17 protein-coding genes are annotated in these 17,205 nt (G+C 48.1%); 3 read left to right on the forward strand and 14 right to left on the reverse strand.

The genetic code is table 11. The annotated features are described in order from the left end of the window. Positions 1-11 precede the first annotated feature (11 nt). A complete protein-coding gene (locus RN22_RS15465) occupies positions 12-911 on the forward strand; it encodes a lysine exporter LysO family protein (protein ID WP_046305617.1) in 900 nt (299 codons plus the stop codon). Between the two features lie 81 nt (positions 912-992). On the opposite strand, the gene ptsG is transcribed toward RN22_RS15465, so the two are convergent. Beyond that, the gene (gene ptsG, locus RN22_RS15470; RefSeq protein WP_002541737.1) at positions 993-2,426 is read right to left on the reverse strand and encodes a PTS glucose transporter subunit IIBC; all 1,434 of its coding nucleotides are present in this window, start codon (positions 2,424-2,426) and stop codon (positions 993-995) included. Between the two features lie 479 nt (positions 2,427-2,905). Between ptsG and RN22_RS15475 the strand changes: the two genes are divergently transcribed. Continuing rightward, positions 2,906-5,686, forward strand: a complete 2,781-nt coding sequence (locus RN22_RS15475; protein ID WP_052737552.1) for a pitrilysin family protein — start codon at positions 2,906-2,908, stop codon at positions 5,684-5,686. A gap of 53 nt (positions 5,687-5,739) precedes the next feature. Here RN22_RS15475 and RN22_RS15480 read toward each other — a convergent pair whose 3' ends face one another. The 13 genes from RN22_RS15480 to yceD all read right to left on the reverse strand — a co-directional run bounded on the left by RN22_RS15480 (position 5,740) and on the right by yceD (position 16,284). Then, the gene (locus tag RN22_RS15480) at positions 5,740-6,516 is read right to left on the reverse strand and encodes a TatD family hydrolase (protein WP_046305618.1); all 777 of its coding nucleotides are present in this window, start codon (positions 6,514-6,516) and stop codon (positions 5,740-5,742) included. An 81-nt stretch (positions 6,517-6,597) separates the two neighbouring features. Continuing rightward, on the reverse strand, positions 6,598-7,566 hold the full coding sequence (gene holB / locus RN22_RS15485; protein ID WP_046305619.1) for a DNA polymerase III subunit delta': 969 nt from the start codon (positions 7,564-7,566) through the stop codon (positions 6,598-6,600). Beyond that, positions 7,556-8,191: a dTMP kinase gene (gene tmk / locus RN22_RS15490; protein ID WP_046305620.1), complete on the reverse strand. Its 636-nt coding sequence runs from the start codon at positions 8,189-8,191 to the stop codon at positions 7,556-7,558. The genes holB and tmk overlap by 11 nt, the downstream gene beginning before the upstream one ends. Further along, positions 8,188-9,201 carry an endolytic transglycosylase MltG gene (gene mltG, locus RN22_RS15495; RefSeq protein WP_046305621.1) on the reverse strand — a complete coding sequence of 338 codons (1,014 nt, stop codon included), beginning with the start codon at positions 9,199-9,201 and terminating at the stop codon, positions 8,188-8,190. Before mltG ends, tmk begins: the two co-directional genes overlap by 4 nt. Continuing rightward, positions 9,198-10,007 (reverse strand): aminodeoxychorismate lyase, encoded by an 810-nt coding sequence (gene pabC / locus RN22_RS15500; protein WP_046305622.1) that lies wholly within the window; start codon positions 10,005-10,007, stop codon positions 9,198-9,200. Before pabC ends, mltG begins: the two co-directional genes overlap by 4 nt. A gap of 103 nt (positions 10,008-10,110) precedes the next feature. Beyond that, positions 10,111-11,349 (reverse strand): beta-ketoacyl-ACP synthase II, encoded by a 1,239-nt coding sequence (fabF, locus tag RN22_RS15505; protein ID WP_046305623.1) that lies wholly within the window; start codon positions 11,347-11,349, stop codon positions 10,111-10,113. A gap of 98 nt (positions 11,350-11,447) precedes the next feature. Then, the gene (acpP, locus tag RN22_RS15510) at positions 11,448-11,684 is read right to left on the reverse strand and encodes an acyl carrier protein (RefSeq protein ID WP_002541727.1); all 237 of its coding nucleotides are present in this window, start codon (positions 11,682-11,684) and stop codon (positions 11,448-11,450) included. Between the two features lie 157 nt (positions 11,685-11,841). Then, positions 11,842-12,576, reverse strand: a complete 735-nt coding sequence (gene fabG / locus RN22_RS15515) for a 3-oxoacyl-ACP reductase FabG (protein WP_046305624.1) — start codon at positions 12,574-12,576, stop codon at positions 11,842-11,844. Between the two features lie 58 nt (positions 12,577-12,634). After that, a complete protein-coding gene (gene fabD / locus RN22_RS15520; RefSeq protein WP_002541725.1) occupies positions 12,635-13,558 on the reverse strand; it encodes an ACP S-malonyltransferase in 924 nt (307 codons plus the stop codon). A gap of 13 nt (positions 13,559-13,571) precedes the next feature. After that, on the reverse strand, positions 13,572-14,537 hold the full coding sequence (locus RN22_RS15525) for a beta-ketoacyl-ACP synthase III (RefSeq protein ID WP_002541724.1): 966 nt from the start codon (positions 14,535-14,537) through the stop codon (positions 13,572-13,574). 5 nt (positions 14,538-14,542) lie between these two features. Continuing rightward, positions 14,543-15,568, reverse strand: a complete 1,026-nt coding sequence (gene plsX, locus RN22_RS15530) for a phosphate acyltransferase PlsX (RefSeq protein ID WP_046305625.1) — start codon at positions 15,566-15,568, stop codon at positions 14,543-14,545. Positions 15,569-15,577: 9 nt separating this feature from the next. Next, complete coding sequence (gene rpmF / locus RN22_RS15535) at positions 15,578-15,748, reverse strand: 50S ribosomal protein L32 (protein ID WP_002541721.1); 171 nt, start codon at positions 15,746-15,748, stop codon at positions 15,578-15,580. Between the two features lie 5 nt (positions 15,749-15,753). Next, entirely contained in the window at positions 15,754-16,284 is a 531-nt protein-coding gene (gene yceD / locus RN22_RS15540) for a 23S rRNA accumulation protein YceD (RefSeq protein WP_002541719.1), read from the reverse strand. 244 nt (positions 16,285-16,528) lie between these two features. Here yceD and RN22_RS15545 point away from each other — a divergent pair, with 244 nt between their 5' ends. Continuing rightward, positions 16,529-17,113: a nucleoside triphosphate pyrophosphatase gene (locus RN22_RS15545; protein ID WP_046305626.1), complete on the forward strand. Its 585-nt coding sequence runs from the start codon at positions 16,529-16,531 to the stop codon at positions 17,111-17,113. Positions 17,114-17,205 lie beyond the last annotated feature (92 nt).

The raw sequence follows: 17,205 nt of genomic DNA on the forward strand, positions 1-17,205 counted from the left end.
GTCTTACGCGAATGCTTCCCGGCATGCTTTATATCTTCCTGCCTCTGGTCGTTGGCTATTTCATTACGATCAAAAAGGCATCTTTGCTCGAAAAAATCAATCGTTCCACGTCCCATCTTGTCTTTGTCATTCTTGGCTTAATGGGACTCAGCCTTGCTGCGCTGGATAACCTTTCCAGCAACCTCAATCAGATCCTGCTTCTTGCAGTCACCTTCTTCTTTTGTATCGGAATCTTTAACCTTTTAGCCCTGCCGCTTTTAGATAAGGTACTCAAAACTAAAACCGAACAACACAAACGTGAAGTACCGATTTCTGCTATGGCAATGGAGTCAATCAAACTGGTGTTTGTCGTGGGTGGTGGCCTCATTCTCGGATTAGTTCTTCCGATTCCTCTGGATTGGGTAGATCCTGCCAGCGAAGGTATTCTGCTTATCCTTCTTTTCCTGATTGGCATTCAGCTTCGCAACAGTGGTATGACGCTGAAACAAATTATTCTGAATAAGAAAGGGCTGGGTGTTGCGCTGATTGTCATCGTTACTTCCTGGCTGGGTGGGCTTCTCGCTGCTTGGATTCTCGACCTTCCCTACAACTATGGTTTGGCGATGGCTTCCGGCTTTGGTTGGTATTCTCTGGCGGGGATTTTGATGGGTGATGCGCTTGGTCCTGTTTATGGTGGCGCCTCATTTATGCTGGAACTTTCTCGCGAGCTTGTCGCGATTATTCTTATTCCTCTGCTTATTGCCCGTTACCCTCTCACCGCTATCGGTTACGGCGGAGCGACCTCAATGGACTTTACCCTTCCAATCATTCAAACCACGGGCGGCGTGAAGTGTGTACCTATTGCTATCGTCAGTGGGTTTATCCTGAGCTTACTGGTTCCGATACTCATGCTGTTCTTTGTCGCTCTATGATGAATAACGCGACGAGATGACAAAGGAAAAGGAGAGCCGAAGCTCTCCTTTTTTAATAGCGAGGGGGAACGCTATTATCAATTAGTTGTTACGGATCCACTCGTCCATGTCTGATTTCAGGTTGTCAGACTTGGTACCGAAGATAGCCTGAACACCGCCACCAGCCATGACTACGCCAGCCGCACCCAGTTTCTTCAGTTGGTCTTGGTCAACTTTATCAACGCTTGCTACAGCGACACGCAGACGTGTGATACAAGCATCCAAACCAGTGATGTTATCTTTACCACCGAAAGCCATTACCAGGTTCTTCGCCATTTCAGATTCAGAACCCGCAGCCGCTGCTGTAGTTTCATCTTCGTCTTCACGACCTGGAGTTTTCAGGTCCAGCTTAACGATGGCAACGCGGAATACGATGTAGTAGAACACTGCGTAGCACAGACCCAGGATTGGGAACAGCCACATTTTCTGAGAGTTCGCAGACAGCACCACAAAGTCAATCAGACCGTGTGAGAATGACGTACCATGAACCATACCCAGCATGTTGGTCAGTACGAATGCAGTACCTGCCAGAATTGCGTGGATAACGTACAGAACTGGTGCAACGAACAGGAATGCAAACTCGATTGGTTCGGTGATACCTGTCAGGAATGAAGTCAGCGCTGCTGAAACCATGATACCACCCACTTTCGCGCGGTTTTCTGGTTTCGCGGTGTGCCACATTGCAATCGCTGCTGCAGGCAGACCATACATCTTGAACATGAAGCCACCGGCCAGCTGACCGAAGCCATTACCCGCTGCGCGAGACGCCGCGTCTGCTTCCAGATAACAAGTCAGTACACCAGTACGCGCTTCGCCTGCAGCGTTCACACATGAGCCTGCTTCGAAGAAGAAAGGTACGTTCCAAACGTGGTGCAGACCAAATGGGATAAGAGAACGTTCAACGATACCGTAGATACCGAATGCTGCTACTGGGTTCTGGTTAGCTGCCCAGTGTGAGAAAGCACCGATTGCAGCGCCGATTGGTGGCCAGATAACAGAAAGTAGCAGTGCCAGACCGATGGCACAGAAGCCAGTCATGATTGGAACAAAGCGCTTACCCGCAAAGAAGCCAAGGTAGTCAGGCAGCTGGATACGGAAGAAGCGGTTGAATGCCCAAGCAGCCACACCACCAACCAGAATGCCACCAAGCACACCAGTATCGATCTTCTCTACACCCATCACTTGTGCCATCACGCCCAGCGTGGCAGCCATGATGCCGTAGCCAACGATTGCAGCTAGACCTGCAACACCGTCGTTATTGGTAAAGCCAAGTGCAACACCTACTGCAAACAGCAGTGGCATTTGGCCAAATACCGAACCACCGGCACTTTCCATGATTTGTGAAACAACAGAAGGCAGCCAGCTAAAGTCGGCAGCACCAACACCCAGCAAGATACCCGCAACCGGCAAAACCGATACAGGCAGCATCAGCGCCTTACCGACTTTTTGCATGTTCGCAAACAGGTTTTTAAACATAAAAACGCTCCTGATTAATATTGAGTTGCTTTTAAACTCAAACCAATGCGAGTTCTCGACAACCCAGTAACTTATGTAATTCGCTGAGTAATATAAGACTGCTCAGTTACAGTGACTACGTAACACGATTTTGTTGTTCAGAAAGTAAATATAGATCACACACAAAACAGTCTGCTTAGCACTTTTGATACTCAATAAGATATTGTTTTAAAACAACTTAAATAAAAATAGCGCTGGGATTGATTGATCTTCGTTCAACAAAATCCTGTTCCACTTTAAGTTATTTAATGTAACGAAATTAGTGCTAAGTCACCTCTCCCCGTTACAGTGAGATTTATCACTTAACTACATGTATTTGTTAATATTTCATTGCTATACATTTACAACATGTATAGCTCGCAAACCCAGTCGGTTACTTTCAGTCCGACCTCTGCTTTGCCGTATATTTTCAGTTCAGTTCTGGCTAGACAGGAATAAAGATGAAAATAATAAAACGCTTTGCTTGCTTGATGTTGGTGGCTCTTGTCACCGGCTGTCAAAGCACTTTGATTGATCAGCCATTCAGTGCCGATAACAGTTGGCAGACCCAGACATTAGAGAATGGATTGATTGTTCACATTAAGGAGTTGCCCAACCAATCCGTATCCACACGCTTCATGGTTCGCACAGGTTCAAGAGACGAGGCTGAAGATCAGAAAGGTTACGCCCACTTCCTGGAACATATGGCGTTTAATGGCAGCGAAGCCTTCCCTAAGAATGAAATTGTCTCGCTGTTTGGCGACGAAGGTGTGGCTTTTGGTCAACATCTCAACGCGTTTACTTCATACACAAATACCGTCTATGAGGTAGACCTTCCTTCAAATGAGAAGCTCTCTGATACTTTGGCTTGGTATCGGGAAATCGCTACTTCACTGACGTTGGACCCCGAAGAGATCACCAAGGAACAAGGTGTAGTGTTAGGGGAGTTTCGCTTTTCTTTTCAGGGTCACAGCGACGCAAGCAGCACCGACTTTGAAATCTATCGATTGATTGCCGAACAGCTATATAACGTTGACGAGGATGTCCTTGGTACCGAAGATAGCATCCGAAATGTCTCTGAAGATCGATTAAGAGATTTCTATCAAACCCACTACACACCAAGCCGCAGTGAGATTTTCATAGCAGGTGATGTCGATGTAGCTTCAACCCTCAAAGAGATCAGCGAACTCTTCGCCACCTGGACGGCGACAGATCAACAGGCTCCAATCCATAAAGTCTCTCCGCTAAGCCGTGGAGAAAACAGTTTCGTTCGGGTTAATGATCTTTCATTCCCCTCCACGACGTTGCTCTTTGATTTGGGTGCAAACCCAATGGAGACAGCAACTGACTTTGAAAACTTTGCTGCCGCAAGTGTTTTGTCAAATGCTATCAGCACACGCTTGAATGACCGTGCCAGAGACCTTGATGCTCCTGTACAAAGCACTCATGCACAATTGATTCAGTGGTTTGAGCGAACGATTCTTAGCATTCAGGTTTCTTACGAAACGTCGAATCAACTGGAAGCAATGCTGTTTCTTGGCGAGGAACTGGCCACCTTACGTGATCAGGGACTGAGTACGCTGGAAATTGAAGCTCAAACCAGTGACTTCCTGAAGCTTGAGTCAACATTCTCTGACAACTATACCGCACGTAATTATGCCGAAGACCATGTCTTTTCCCGCATGATAGGCAGGCAGACTTTGTCATCGGAAACCTACAAGTCATTGTCGACCGTCTTCGTCAACCGTGCAGATAAAGCCTGGTTCAATAAAGAACTCAAATCATTGCTCTCGACTAAGGATGTACAATCGCTCGTTGCATTAGAACATCACATCTACCCTACTGAGCAAGTAAAGCAGGAACAACTGGCTTTAATTGCTGATATGCAAAAGGCGTTCAAGCAGACCGGTAATGTGTTAGTTCTGCCAGACCTGGTTTCGGACTTCCCTCAGCCTGACAAAACCGGTGAGATTGTGGCGATACAAGATCTCGATGCCAACACCACCCAATGGCAACTCAGCAATGGCGTTACTGTGTACCTGAGGCACATGCCAAACTCAGGCGATGATGTTCATGTATATGCCGGTTCTAAAGGTGGCCTTGCGGCGCTTCCGCCCTCTTTGCGCCCTGCGGGTCTGCTGATGCCGGGGGCTTATTCTGAAAGTGGTCTTGGCGGGCTCTCGTTCAATGAATACAACCGACTGATGGTCAAAGAGAATGCCTATATAGAGCCTATGGTATGGGAGCACCTACATGGATTTTATGGTAGCTCCACCAAAGCCTCTTTACCCTTAGTGCTTGCTTCCATGTTCCAAGGCTTCCAGCACGCCACGCTGGACGAAGAGATGTTCGAACGCCATAAAGCGCAATTCATCAAGAATAACCGTCAATATCTTGAGTCCGTTGATGGTAAAGCACTGATGGCTGTCTCAAATGAAATCTATGATGAGAATTCAGTTCGCCACACTCTAACGCCTGAGGATTATGAAAAAGTCGGTGCTAATGATGTGGTAAAAGCTTACGACAACCTGATGAAAACCAATCGAGGGATTGTGTATGTCATCGCTGGAGATATCGCTGTCGATGAGTTCAAACTACTTGCCCGAACTTATCTCGCTGGCATGACGTTCAAAGGCTTGCCGTCTGAAGGCCTCTATGACGTGAAGTTAGAGCCGAAAAAAGACGAACTCACCATTGCTTTTGGTCCCAAAGGTAACAATGTGGAGCTGTTTACCATGTTCGCCCGGGATGCGGAGAAGAAAACCACCAAAGACTATTTCCTAGCTGATATTGCGGGACGCATTCTCACCACTCGCCTGACAGAACAAGTCCGAGAGACAGGGAGTTTAGATTACTCTCCCTACTCGTTTGTGATGTGGCCTGAAGGTGCAGATACTCAGCAATTACTTATTGTCATGAGCTCTTCAATCAGAAAACGAAAAGAGGCACGAGATGCGCTGAATAAGATAGCCGACTCTATTGGACATGGAGCGACACCAGAGGAATTCAGCAGTACCTCCAAGCAGTTATCTCATGCTCTACAAGATGGATTATCACAACCACAAGAGCAGGCGCGGATGATGTTTAATTATGTGCTCGCAGATGCGGACCCTCTGGCAGTGGTTAACCCTGACCGCGTCATTGACGCATTAACACAAGAAGATATAAACCAATATCTGAAAGCATTTACGTCAAAATCCGCCATCCGGATAGACGTGACAAATTTGCCGTCAGCACCATAAATGCGAAAGCCGGGGATATATAATCCCCGGCTTTTCGTTATATTTACCTATTATCACTTTTTCGCTTGAGAAAACAGCTTAAAGAAGTTCTCTGTGGTGACCTTAGCGACTTCATCGCCAGATACGCCTTTCAGCAGTCCCACATATTCTGCGACTTCACGCACATACGCAGGTTGGTTTTCCTTGCCACGGAATGGAACTGGTGCCAGATAAGGCGAGTCCGTTTCTACCAGCAGTCTTTCCAATGGCAGGCGACGCACTACGTCTTTCAGTTCAGAGGCTTTGTTAAAGGTAACAATGCCTGAAATAGAAATGTAGAAGCCCAGCTCGATCGCTGCTTGTGCCATTTCATAGCTTTCGGTGAAGCAATGGAGAACACCACCGACTTTCTGCGCATTTTCTTCTCGGAGAATTTGCAGAGTGTCTTCACGCGCCATACGGGTATGGATGATCAGCGGTTTGTTCAGCTCCACCGCCAAACGAACATGCTGACGGAAAGCGTCTTTCTGCTTTTCAGCCAGTTCCGGCTGGTAGTGATAGTCCAGACCCGTTTCACCAATCGCGACCACACGATCATCAGAAGCCAGTGCTTTCAGTGTGTCGTAATCAAAGCCTTCTTCGATATCCAGCGGATGAACACCACATGATGCGAATACGTTATCGAACGGGCGAATCAACTCCATCATTTTTGGGAAACTTTTCAGCGTCACACCCACAGACAGTAGATAATCTACGCCGCGCTGTTTGGCATTTTCTACCACTGCGCCTACATCAGCGTGTAAATCTTCGTAGTTGAGTTTGTCGAGGTGACAATGCGAGTCGACTAGCACGTCTTTTTCTCCGATAGGTTTCTGACTAAAGCGGACAATTATACGATATTTGAAGCGGGATAGCTCACCATCCCGCGTTATTTAGGAGGCTGTAAATTCCGTCAGCCAGCGGCTGATAAGGAGCTCACTGTTGAGGCCGGTATGCTTTGAAAGCTCTGCTTTCAATCGGTTCAAGGCCATCAGTTGAGACATGACTTTTGCCTGCGGTAAAGCTAACGCTAAATTCTGGACGGTTTTCATATCATCACAGTGGACAATCGCTTCATCTGAGCCTTGCTGGACCTTGATGATATCCAGCATCAAGAAGCTCAGCCATTGCAGTCCTTCCTGTTGCGCCTTAACGATAAGGTCTGTGACAGAAAAAAGCCCCTGCTTCTTACTCACAAAATCAGCAAACGCGTCCACTAATGCTTTGTGTTTACCGACGCTGCCATCTTCAATGAATGCTTTCGCCGCTAACGGTGCCCCGCGGTTAATACGCAGCACTTGCAGAGGAACGGACTCAAACAACTCGCCTTCAACCCAACGCTTCACCACTGATTCTTCCGGCAGTTTGGGTTTCCACTTATTACAGCGGCTGACAACCGTCGGTAACATGGTGTCCATCGATTGTGATAGGAGAATAAAGTGACAGTGTGATGGTGGTTCTTCGAGTGTTTTCAGCAGTGCGTTGGCGGCCGCTTCACCCATTCGGTCGGCGTTTTGAATCAAAATAACGCGTTGCCCTCCTAGTTGAGAGGTTTCCCACGCGTATTGGTTGCCTGCACGAACCGCATCGACACCCAGTTGTTTGCCTTCAGACTCTGGTTTCAACCAGTGGAAGTCTGGGTGCGTGTCAGCATCAAACAATTGGCAGCTATGGCACATGCCGCAAGGCTCAGTGACCCCATTCTTACAAAGAATGGTTTTCGCCAGGATGGCAGCAAGTTCTATCTTACCACTTCCTTTTGGCGCGCTCAGAAGCACAGCGTGATGTAAGCGATCCTGACCGAGCAATTGCTGCCAGTTTTGCCAGATTTCGTGATGCCAAGGATACAGCTTAGCCTGCATGATTCAGCCAGTTCTCCAGTGCCTTGCGAATATCCGCCGATACTGCGTCAATGTCCTGCGAAGCATCGATAATCACAACGCTGTCATCAGACTTTGCCAACTCAAGGTAACGAGCACGGGTACGATGGAAGAAGTCCAGCTTCATCTTTTCAATCCGATCCAATTCGCCACGTGCTTTTGCGCGTTGAAGGCCAATTTCAGGGTCAAGGTCAAGATACAGCGTAAAGTCAGGACGAAAGTCACCCAATACGGTGTCGCGAAGGTTCTGCATCAGAGACTGATCGAATCCGCGGCCACCACCTTGATAAGCTTGTGATGACATGTCATGGCGATCGCCCACCACGCAAGCGCCTCTGGCAATTGCGGGCTTGATGACGTTATCGACCAATTGAATGCGTGCTGCGTAAAGGAGCAACAGCTCCGCCATGTCTGTTAAAGGCTCATCGGGGTGCCCCTCTTTCACCAATGCACGCATTTGCTCTGCGAGTGGCGTTCCACCTGGTTCACGGGTAGTTTCAATATCTGAAATACCTTGGGCTTTCAGTGTCTCGATAACGTTGCGGATTGCTGTGGTTTTACCCGCGCCTTCCAGACCTTCAACGACGATAAATTTTCCGTTACTCATTGGCTTCTTAATACTTTTAAATACTCTCTCACTGCACGGTTATGCTGTGCGAGTGTTTTGGAAAACGTATGGCCACCATAACCGTCGGCCACAAAATAGAAATATGGGGTATCTGCAGGGTTTGCTGCTGCAATGATAGACGCTTTACCCGGCATTGCGATTGGCGTTGGTGGCAAGCCGAAAATTACGTAGGTGTTGTATGGCGTTGGGGTGCGTAAATCTTTCTTACGGATGTTGCCGTCATAGCTGTCACCCATGCCGTAAATGACCGTTGGGTCAGTTTGCAGACGCATTCTTTTGTTCAAGCGATTAACAAAAACAGAAGCGACTTTTCCACGCTCTTTATCAACTGCTGTTTCTTTCTCGATAATAGAAGCGAGCGTCAACAAATCGTAAGCCGACTTGATGGGTAACCCTTCCTGACGCGAACCCCAAGCTTCTTTTAGTACAGCTTGTAACTGGGTCGCGGCACGTTTCAGGATGGAAAGCTCACTTTGACCGGCAACATAGTGGTAGGTCTCAGGTAAAAGCAGACCTTCTACTTTCTCACCTTCCAACCCTAGTTTTTCTGCAATTTGTGCTTCAGTCAGATCGGCAGTGTCATGGGTCAGGTAATCTGTTTCCGCCAGTTGCTCACGCCACTCTTTAAAGGTGCTGCCTTCTACAAAGGTAATGGTGAACTGGTGCTCTTTTCCAGAACGCACTAAAGCAAAAAGCTCAGCAAGACTGATACCAGGCTGAACCTGAAAAGTGCCCGCTTTCAGTTTGGTCAATTCCGGATGGGTTTTCGCTGCCCAACGCGACCATTGAGAGGCATCAATAACGCCATCTGACACCAGTTTGCGGGTGAACGAGTGATAGTTTGACCCTTCAGGTACATTTACCAACAAGGTTTCCGTCGGTTTAATATCACTGTTAACGTAATTTTCAATTTGGGTATAAGCCCAATATGCGCCGCCGGCAGCCGCCAGCGCTAAAAACAATACAATCAGCGCAAGTTTCTTAATCACACATCCAACCTTAAGGCGATCGCGCTAGAAGCATCGAAGTCGCGGTAGTTTTTCCCTTCAAGACAGTGAACAGGCACGACACCCATTACTGCGTTTGTTATGAATATCTCGTCTGCGTTCAGCAAACTGTCAGGCGTTTCCAACACTTCCTTGGTGGCGTAACCCAGCGCTTGGGCCACTGAGATAACCTGAGCCCGCATAGTACCAGCAACACCGGAAGTAGTAAGTAAAGGTGTGTACAAGGTTTGGTCAATTCGCCAAAAAATATTTGAGGCAGAGGTTTCAATAACCTGTCCGTTCATGTCACAGGCAACACCATCCTCGGTGCCACAGTTTTCAACCTCTCGCTTGAGCAGGACTTGCTCTAGGCGGTTAAGGTGTTTGAGGCCTGCTAATGGAGATTGGCCAATACGCTGTTCCAATAGAGACAGTGAAATGCCCGTTTCCCGCCAGGACAGATACTGAGTTGGAAATGGATGAGATGAAACGGTCACTGTTGGCTTGTTGCAACCCGCCGCGCTATAGCCACGACCGCCAGAGCCTCTGGACACAATGACTTTCAGTATTGCCCTTTCAGTACTTTTAAGTGAATCGGCAACAGTGTCGACCCACTGATATACCAATGACCAATCAACACCTTCAATGTGCAACGCAGAAACGTTTTGCTCGAGACGCGCTTTATGTCGACTCCAGTCACAAGCCTGACCATTTTTCACCAATACGGTGGTGAACACACCATCACCGTACTGAAATGCCCGGTCACTGAAAGCGACGGTATCTACTTGCTGTCCATTTATGAGGATCATCCGTATTCCCTGCACAATAAAAAACGGCTCGGTCACAAGTCCCGAGCCGTTGCATTCTATCAAAAAAACCTTCTTCGCCAAAAAATCCGGCGAACAAAAAGACTTAGATTTTCTTGAAGATAAGTGAACCGTTGGTGCCACCGAAGCCAAATGAGTTACACAGCGCGTAATCCATCTTCACTTGACGTGCTTCATGCGGAACGTAGTCAAGGTCACAGCCTTCGTCTACGTTGTCCAGGTTGATTGTTGGTGGCACTGCTTGGTCAACCAGTGACATCGCAGTAATGATCGCTTCAACAGAACCCGCTGCGCCCAGAAGGTGACCCGTCATAGACTTGGTAGAAGATACCAGCGCCTTGTCCGCAGCAGCGCCAAGCGCCAAACGAATACCTTTGGTTTCAGCAACGTCACCAGCAGGCGTTGATGTACCGTGCGCGTTAACGTAACCAATTTCTTCTGGAGAGATGCCTGCATCACGGATAGCGGCGGTCATCGCCAGAGCGCCACCTGAACCGTCTGCGCTTGGCGAGGTCATGTGGTAAGCATCGCCACTCATACCGAAGCCAACCAGCTCACAGTAGATTTTCGCGCCACGCGCTTTAGCATGCTCGTACTCTTCGAGAATCATCATGCCTGCACCGTCACCCAGAACAAAACCGTCGCGGTCTTTGTCCCAAGGGCGTGATGCTGCTTGTGGGTCATCATTACGGGTAGACAGTGCTTTCGCTGCTGCGAAGCCGCCAATACCCAGTTCGGTCGATGCTTTTTCTGCACCACCTGCAACCATTGCGTCAGCATCGCCGTATGCAATCATACGAGCTGCGTGGCCAATGTTGTGCAGACCAGTGGTACATGCGGTCGAGATCGCGATGTTTGGACCGCGAAGACCGTAATTAATAGAAACGTGACCGGCGATCATATTTACGATGGTCGACGGTACAAAAAATGGGCTGATTTTGCGTGGGCCTTTTTCGACATACGCACGGTGGTTAGTCTCAATCAAACCAAGACCACCAATACCAGAGCCGATGGCTACACCAATTCGGTCTGCATTTTGTTCTGTGATCTCCAGACCAGAATCTTTAAGTGCTTGCACACTTGCTGCGATGCCGTACTGGATGAACAGGTCCATTTTTTTGGCATCTTTCTTAGAGATGTAATCTTCACTGTTGAAATCATTGACCAAACCAGCAAATTTAGTTGCAAAGTCGGTGGTATCGAAATGAGTGATACTCTGGATACCGCTCTGGCCAGCCAGCAGCGCTTTCCAAGATGATTCAACGGTGTTACCTACAGGCGATAACATCCCCATGCCAGTGACAACAACACGACGCTTAGACACGATGATATTCTCCGGAGAAAGGTGTTATTACGAAATTTCGGGGGTGGTATAAAAAACTCAGGCGGTCAAGGTGACCGCCTGGGAGGATCTTGTTCCGATTACTCAGAAGCGCTAACAACGTAGTCGATAGCCGCTTGTACAGTAGTAATCTTCTCTGCTTCTTCGTCTGGAATCTCGGTATCGAATTCTTCTTCCAGAGCCATTACCAGCTCAACGGTATCCAGTGAGTCTGCGCCCAGATCGTCAACGAAAGATGCTTCGTTTTTAACTTCTGCTTCGTCTACGCCCAGTTGCTCAACGATGATTTTTTTTACGCGTTCTTCGATGTTGCTCATATTAATACTATTCCTTACAAGATTCGCAGATGCGATATGTGCAGTAGTTTATTCAATAACGTGGAAGTTGCAACACCCGAAATGCTGGTCAAACCACGATTTGGCTGATAAACCATCGGATTTTGACCTGAATCATTTAGAGGTGCAACTTTATTGTTTAAATCATGTACATGCCGCCGTTGACATGCAGTGTTTCACCCGTGATATACGCTGCATCATCTGATGCAAGGAATGCGACAGTCGCCGCAATTTCACGTGGATCACCCAGACGACCTGCCGGTACCTGAGCCAATGTCGCTGCACGCTGATCATCGTTCAGCGCTTTAGTCATATCGGTTTCGATGAAACCTGGGGCCACAGTATTTACAGTAATCCCACGTGATGCAACTTCACGTGCCATAGATTTGGTGAAGCCCACAACTCCAGCTTTCGCTGCAGCGTAGTTTGCCTGACCAGCGTTACCCATGGTGCCCACCACTGAGCCTACGTTGATGATGCGGCCTTTACGCTTTTTCATCATCGCGCGAAGCACGGCTTTCGACATGCGGAAGATAGACGTCAAGTTGGTGTCCATAATGTCCTGCCACTCATCGTCTTTCATTCGCATCAGAAGGTTGTCACGAGTAATACCTGCGTTATTTACCAGAATATCAATGTCACCAAACTCTTCTTTAATTGCTTTCAGCACTGCCTCAATGGATTCAGCGGAGGTTACGTTAAGTGCATAACCTTTGCCATTTTCACCCAGATACTCACTAATTGCTGAGGCACCGCTCTCAGAAGTTGCAGTACCTACAACGGTTGCGCCACGCTCAACCAGAAGTTCAGCAATTGCACAGCCGATACCGCGGCTCGCACCTGTTACAAGAGCAATTTTACCGTTCAGGTTCATCAGTTATCGTTCCTTTATTAAACAGCCAGCTCTCGCTGGCTGTGAATCCCAGAATTTATTACTTAGCTGCTTCCAGAGAAGCTGAATCATTTACCGCTGCCGCGCTCAGACGTTTGTCGATACGCTTAGCCAGACCGGTCAGTACCTTGCCTGGGCCCATTTCCAGCAGTAATTCAACACCTTCATTCGCCATTTTTTCACAACCTTCAGTCCAACGAACTGGACCATAAAGCTGTCGAACCAACGCGTCTTTGATCGCTGCAGGATCCGTTTCGGTTGCCACATCGGCATTGTTGATCACTGGAATGGAAGGCGCTGAGAACGTAAGCTCTTCCAAAGCTACCGCCAGTTTATCTGCAGCGGGCTTCATCAATGCACAATGCGAAGGTACAGACACTGGCAGCGGTAGTGCACGTTTTGCACCCGCGGCTTTACACAGCGCATTTGCTCGCTCAACCGCTTCTTTATTACCTGCGATAACAACCTGGCCAGGTGAGTTGAAGTTAACCGGAGAAACTACCTGCCCTTCTGCCGCTTCTTCACAGGCTTTCGCGATCGCGTCGTTATCAAGACCAATAATCGCAGACATGGCACCAACACCTGCAGGAACCGCTTCTTGCATCAGTTGTCCGCGCAGTTCAACCAGCTTAACGGCTTCTTTGAAGTCAATTACGCCTGCACAAACCAGCGCAGAGTATTCACCCAGGCTGTGACCTGCCATCACTGATGGTTGTGCACCACCCTCTTGTTGCCATACACGCCAAATAGCGACAGAAGCCGTCAGCAATGCTGGCTGAGTACGGTGAGTTTGGTTTAAGTCTTCCGCAGGACCATTTTGAACCAAAGCCCAAAGGTCATAGCCGAGTACTTCAGATGCTTCTGCAAATGTTTCTTTAACAACGGCAAACTGTTCGCCCAGTTCTGCCAGCATGCCCACAGCTTGTGAACCCTGGCCTGGAAAAACCACAGCAAAGTTAGACATAGCGTATTCCTTATTAAAATTTGATCAAAGCTGAACCCCAGGCGAAACCACCGCCAAAGGCCTCAAGCAAAATCGTTTGGCCGCGCTGAATGCGTCCGTCTCGTACTGCTTCATCAAGCGCAGTAGGGACGGAAGCGGCCGACGTATTGCCATGCTTATCAAGCGTGATCACTACCTGATCCATCGACATCGCGAGTTTCTTCGCCGTTGCCTTGATAATGCGGTAGTTGGCTTGGTGAGGAACAAGCCAGTCGATTTCTGACTTGTCCATTTGATTTTCATCCAGCGTCTCTGCAACGATGTTTGCCAGTTGGGTCACTGCCACTTTAAACACATCGTTACCCGCCATGTGAAGCCAAGAGTCAGCTTCTACAGGGCTACCCGCTTTCGCACGCTGAGGAAATTTGACTTTCAACAGGTCACCAAATTTACCATCTGCACGAAGGTGCGTTGAAATGATGCCTGGCTCTTCGCTGGCCCCAATCACAGCCGCACCGGCACCATCACCAAACAGGATGATGGTTGAACGGTCTTCTGGATCGCAAAGGTGTGATAGACGATCTGCGCCGATCACCAAAGCGTTGCGCGCCATTCCTGATTTCACATATTGATCAGCCACGCTCAGCGCATAGACAAAACCAGAACAGGCCGCAGCTATATCAAATGCAGGGCAGCCACTGATCTCCAACATGGCCTGCACATCACAAGCTGCTGCAGGGAATGCACTCTCACCACTGGTAGTGGCAACAATAATCAGGTCGATGTCCTGCTTATCAATGCCCGCCATGTCGATAGCCTGACACGCAGCGTGATAACCCATGGTCGCAACAGTTTCTTGCTCGTTGGCAATACGACGCTCTTTAATACCAGTACGCGCAGTGATCCACTCGTCGCTGGTATCTACCATTTTTTCGAGATCCGCATTGGTGCGGATTTGCGCAGGCAGATAGCTGCCTGTGCCTAAAATCTTACTGAACATGAAGACTAATAATGCCTCTCGAGTAGTACGGCTTCCAAACGGTCACATATTTTATTAGGTAGTTGCCGTTCGACTTCGTGTACCGCTTCTCCGATAGCATGTTGGAAAGCGGAAATATCAGCACGTCCGTGGCTTTTAACTACAATGCCGCGCAATCCTAACAGACTTGCGCCATTGTACTGGTCGGGGTTCAGGTGTTTGAGCCGATTAAACAGCCCACCAAATAACCATTTAGCCACCAGTTTCTTAAACGGATTCGCCAAAACGTGCATTTTTAGGCTTTCTAAAAACAGTCTGGCGACACCTTCACTGGTTTTCAGGCTTACATTGCCGACAAATCCATCGCAGACAATCACATCGGCTTTTCCGGTATAAAGCTGATCGCCTTCTACATAACCGATGTAATTCACTGCAGAGCACTGCTGCAGCATCTCTGCACAGCGCTTAACTAAATCATTTCCTTTGATCTCTTCTTCGCCGATATTCAGCAAACCCACTGATGGCTGGTAGCCCAGCTGCTCTTCAGCCAGTACTGAACCCATCACGGCAAACTGAAATAAGGTATCAGCATCAACCGAGACATTCGCGCCCAAATCCAATAGCCAACTTTGCTGGTTGCCCATGGTTGGCAACTCGGAAATCAGAGCAGGACGATCAATGCCCGGAAGCAATTTAAGAAGAGAACGGGAAAGTGCCATTAACGCGCCAGTGTTTCCGGCGCTCACACAGGCATCTGCCTTTCCTTCTGCAACCAGTTCGAGTGCGATACGCATCGAGCTGCCTTTGCTTGAACGCAAGGCTTGCGAAGGACGTGTGTCATTGGCGATAGAAGATTCCGCATGAACAATCGAAATGCGGGGATTATTTTTTTGATCCAGCGATACGAGCTGGCGGGTGATATCGGATTGATCACCGACGAGTACCACTTTTAACGAGGGGAAATGCAACAATGCCTGCACGGAGGCAGGCACTGTTACTTGAGGACCGAAATCCCCGCCCATCGCATCAAGTGCAATGGTTAGACCTGTCAAGGCTCAACCTTACTTGTTGATTACCTTGCGGCCACGGTAGAAACCGTCAGCAGTCACGTTGTGACGCAGGTGAGTTTCACCAGAAGTTGCATCTACAGACAGAGCTGAAGTGCCCAGCGCATCGTGTGAACGACGCATACCACGCTTAGAACGGGTTTTACGGTTCTGTTGTACGGCCATTGACCCTACTCCTCGTTACTTTGCTTTAAGTTTTTCAAAACGGCAAATGGATTCGGACGCTCATCAGCAAGCGGGATTTCCCCGAATACCATGCCATCAGAATCGACTTCGCAGTCTACTTCGTCGTGCATGGCAACCTGTGGCAGAGCCACAATCAACTCATCTTCGATAAGTTGAAGCAGGTTAATCTCACCATTTTCGTCGACTAATGCCGGCTCATAAGCATCCGGTAAATTGCCAACCTGATCTTCATTGAAAACCGGGCTGTAAATAAATTCGACTTCACAATGATGCGGGAAGGCTTTCCAACAACGCTGACACTCTAAATTGACGTCGACCTTGGCGTTTCCGCGTACAATCTTCAGCCCTTGAGCATCAATGTCAAACGAAAGCTTCACTTCAGCATCACTGATTACACCTTCAGTTGCCTCAGCAATACGCTCCAGTTGCTTCACAGCGATGATGCCATCGTAGTCAAGTCGCTTTTGCGCACTTCTAAACGGGTCAACCGTTAGTGGTAGCTTTACCTTTTGCATAGGGCGCGAATTCTAGCCTCCAATGTAGCCTGAGTCAAAGAAATTTATGCCTTTACTTCTATTCAAGCGCTTCAAAAGCCCGAGAAAAAGAAAAAAGGTTATTTTCTGTTCAACAGGTACTTAGCAATTGAGAACATCGAATGGACATTGGTATGAAACGACACCCAAGCCCACTCGCCTCCGCAAGTTTAAAACATTACACTTGCCCACGTATACGAATATTCTGGTAAAGGATCATCGTTAGATGAATAAACAAACAATTGTGCTGGCTTCTGGATCCAAGTACCGCCAGGCATTACTTCAAAAACTTGGCTTACCTTTCGTTGCCCACTCACCGGATATTGATGAATCTGCTAAAGAAAATGAGCCTCCGGCTGATTTAGTGAAGCGACTCTCATTGGAAAAAGCACAGGCATGTCGAGATGCACATCCAGGATCGATCATCATAGGATCTGATCAAGTTTGTGTGATCGATGGAAAGATTTTGGGCAAACCCCATACAGAAGCAAAGGCCATTGAGCAGCTAATGACGGCATCGGGAAAGCATGTCACCTTCTATACGGGATTAACCTTGTTGAATGCTGACTCCGGAAAAGCACAAACAGATCTAGAGCCTTTTCATGTTCACTTCAGAGAATTGAGTAAAGAGGAAATCACGCGCTATGTGCAAAGAGAACAACCGCTTGATTGTGCAGGTAGCTTTAAATGCGAAAGCCTTGGCATAGCTTTATTCGATAAGCTAGAAGGACGAGACCCAAACACCCTGGTTGGCTTGCCTTTGATTCGCCTATGCGAAATGCTCCGACAGGAAGGAATCGAAGTACTTTAGCCTTTTATACCCAAACAACCTGAAGATGCTCGCATTCAGAGGTCATCAATGCGTTCAATTCGAGGCAAATTTCACGAGGAATAGTCATTCTA

Origin of the sequence: Grimontia sp. AD028 (assembly GCF_000973155.1) — a bacterium.
In the GTDB taxonomy this organism is placed as follows: domain Bacteria; phylum Pseudomonadota; class Gammaproteobacteria; order Enterobacterales; family Vibrionaceae; genus Enterovibrio; species Enterovibrio indicus.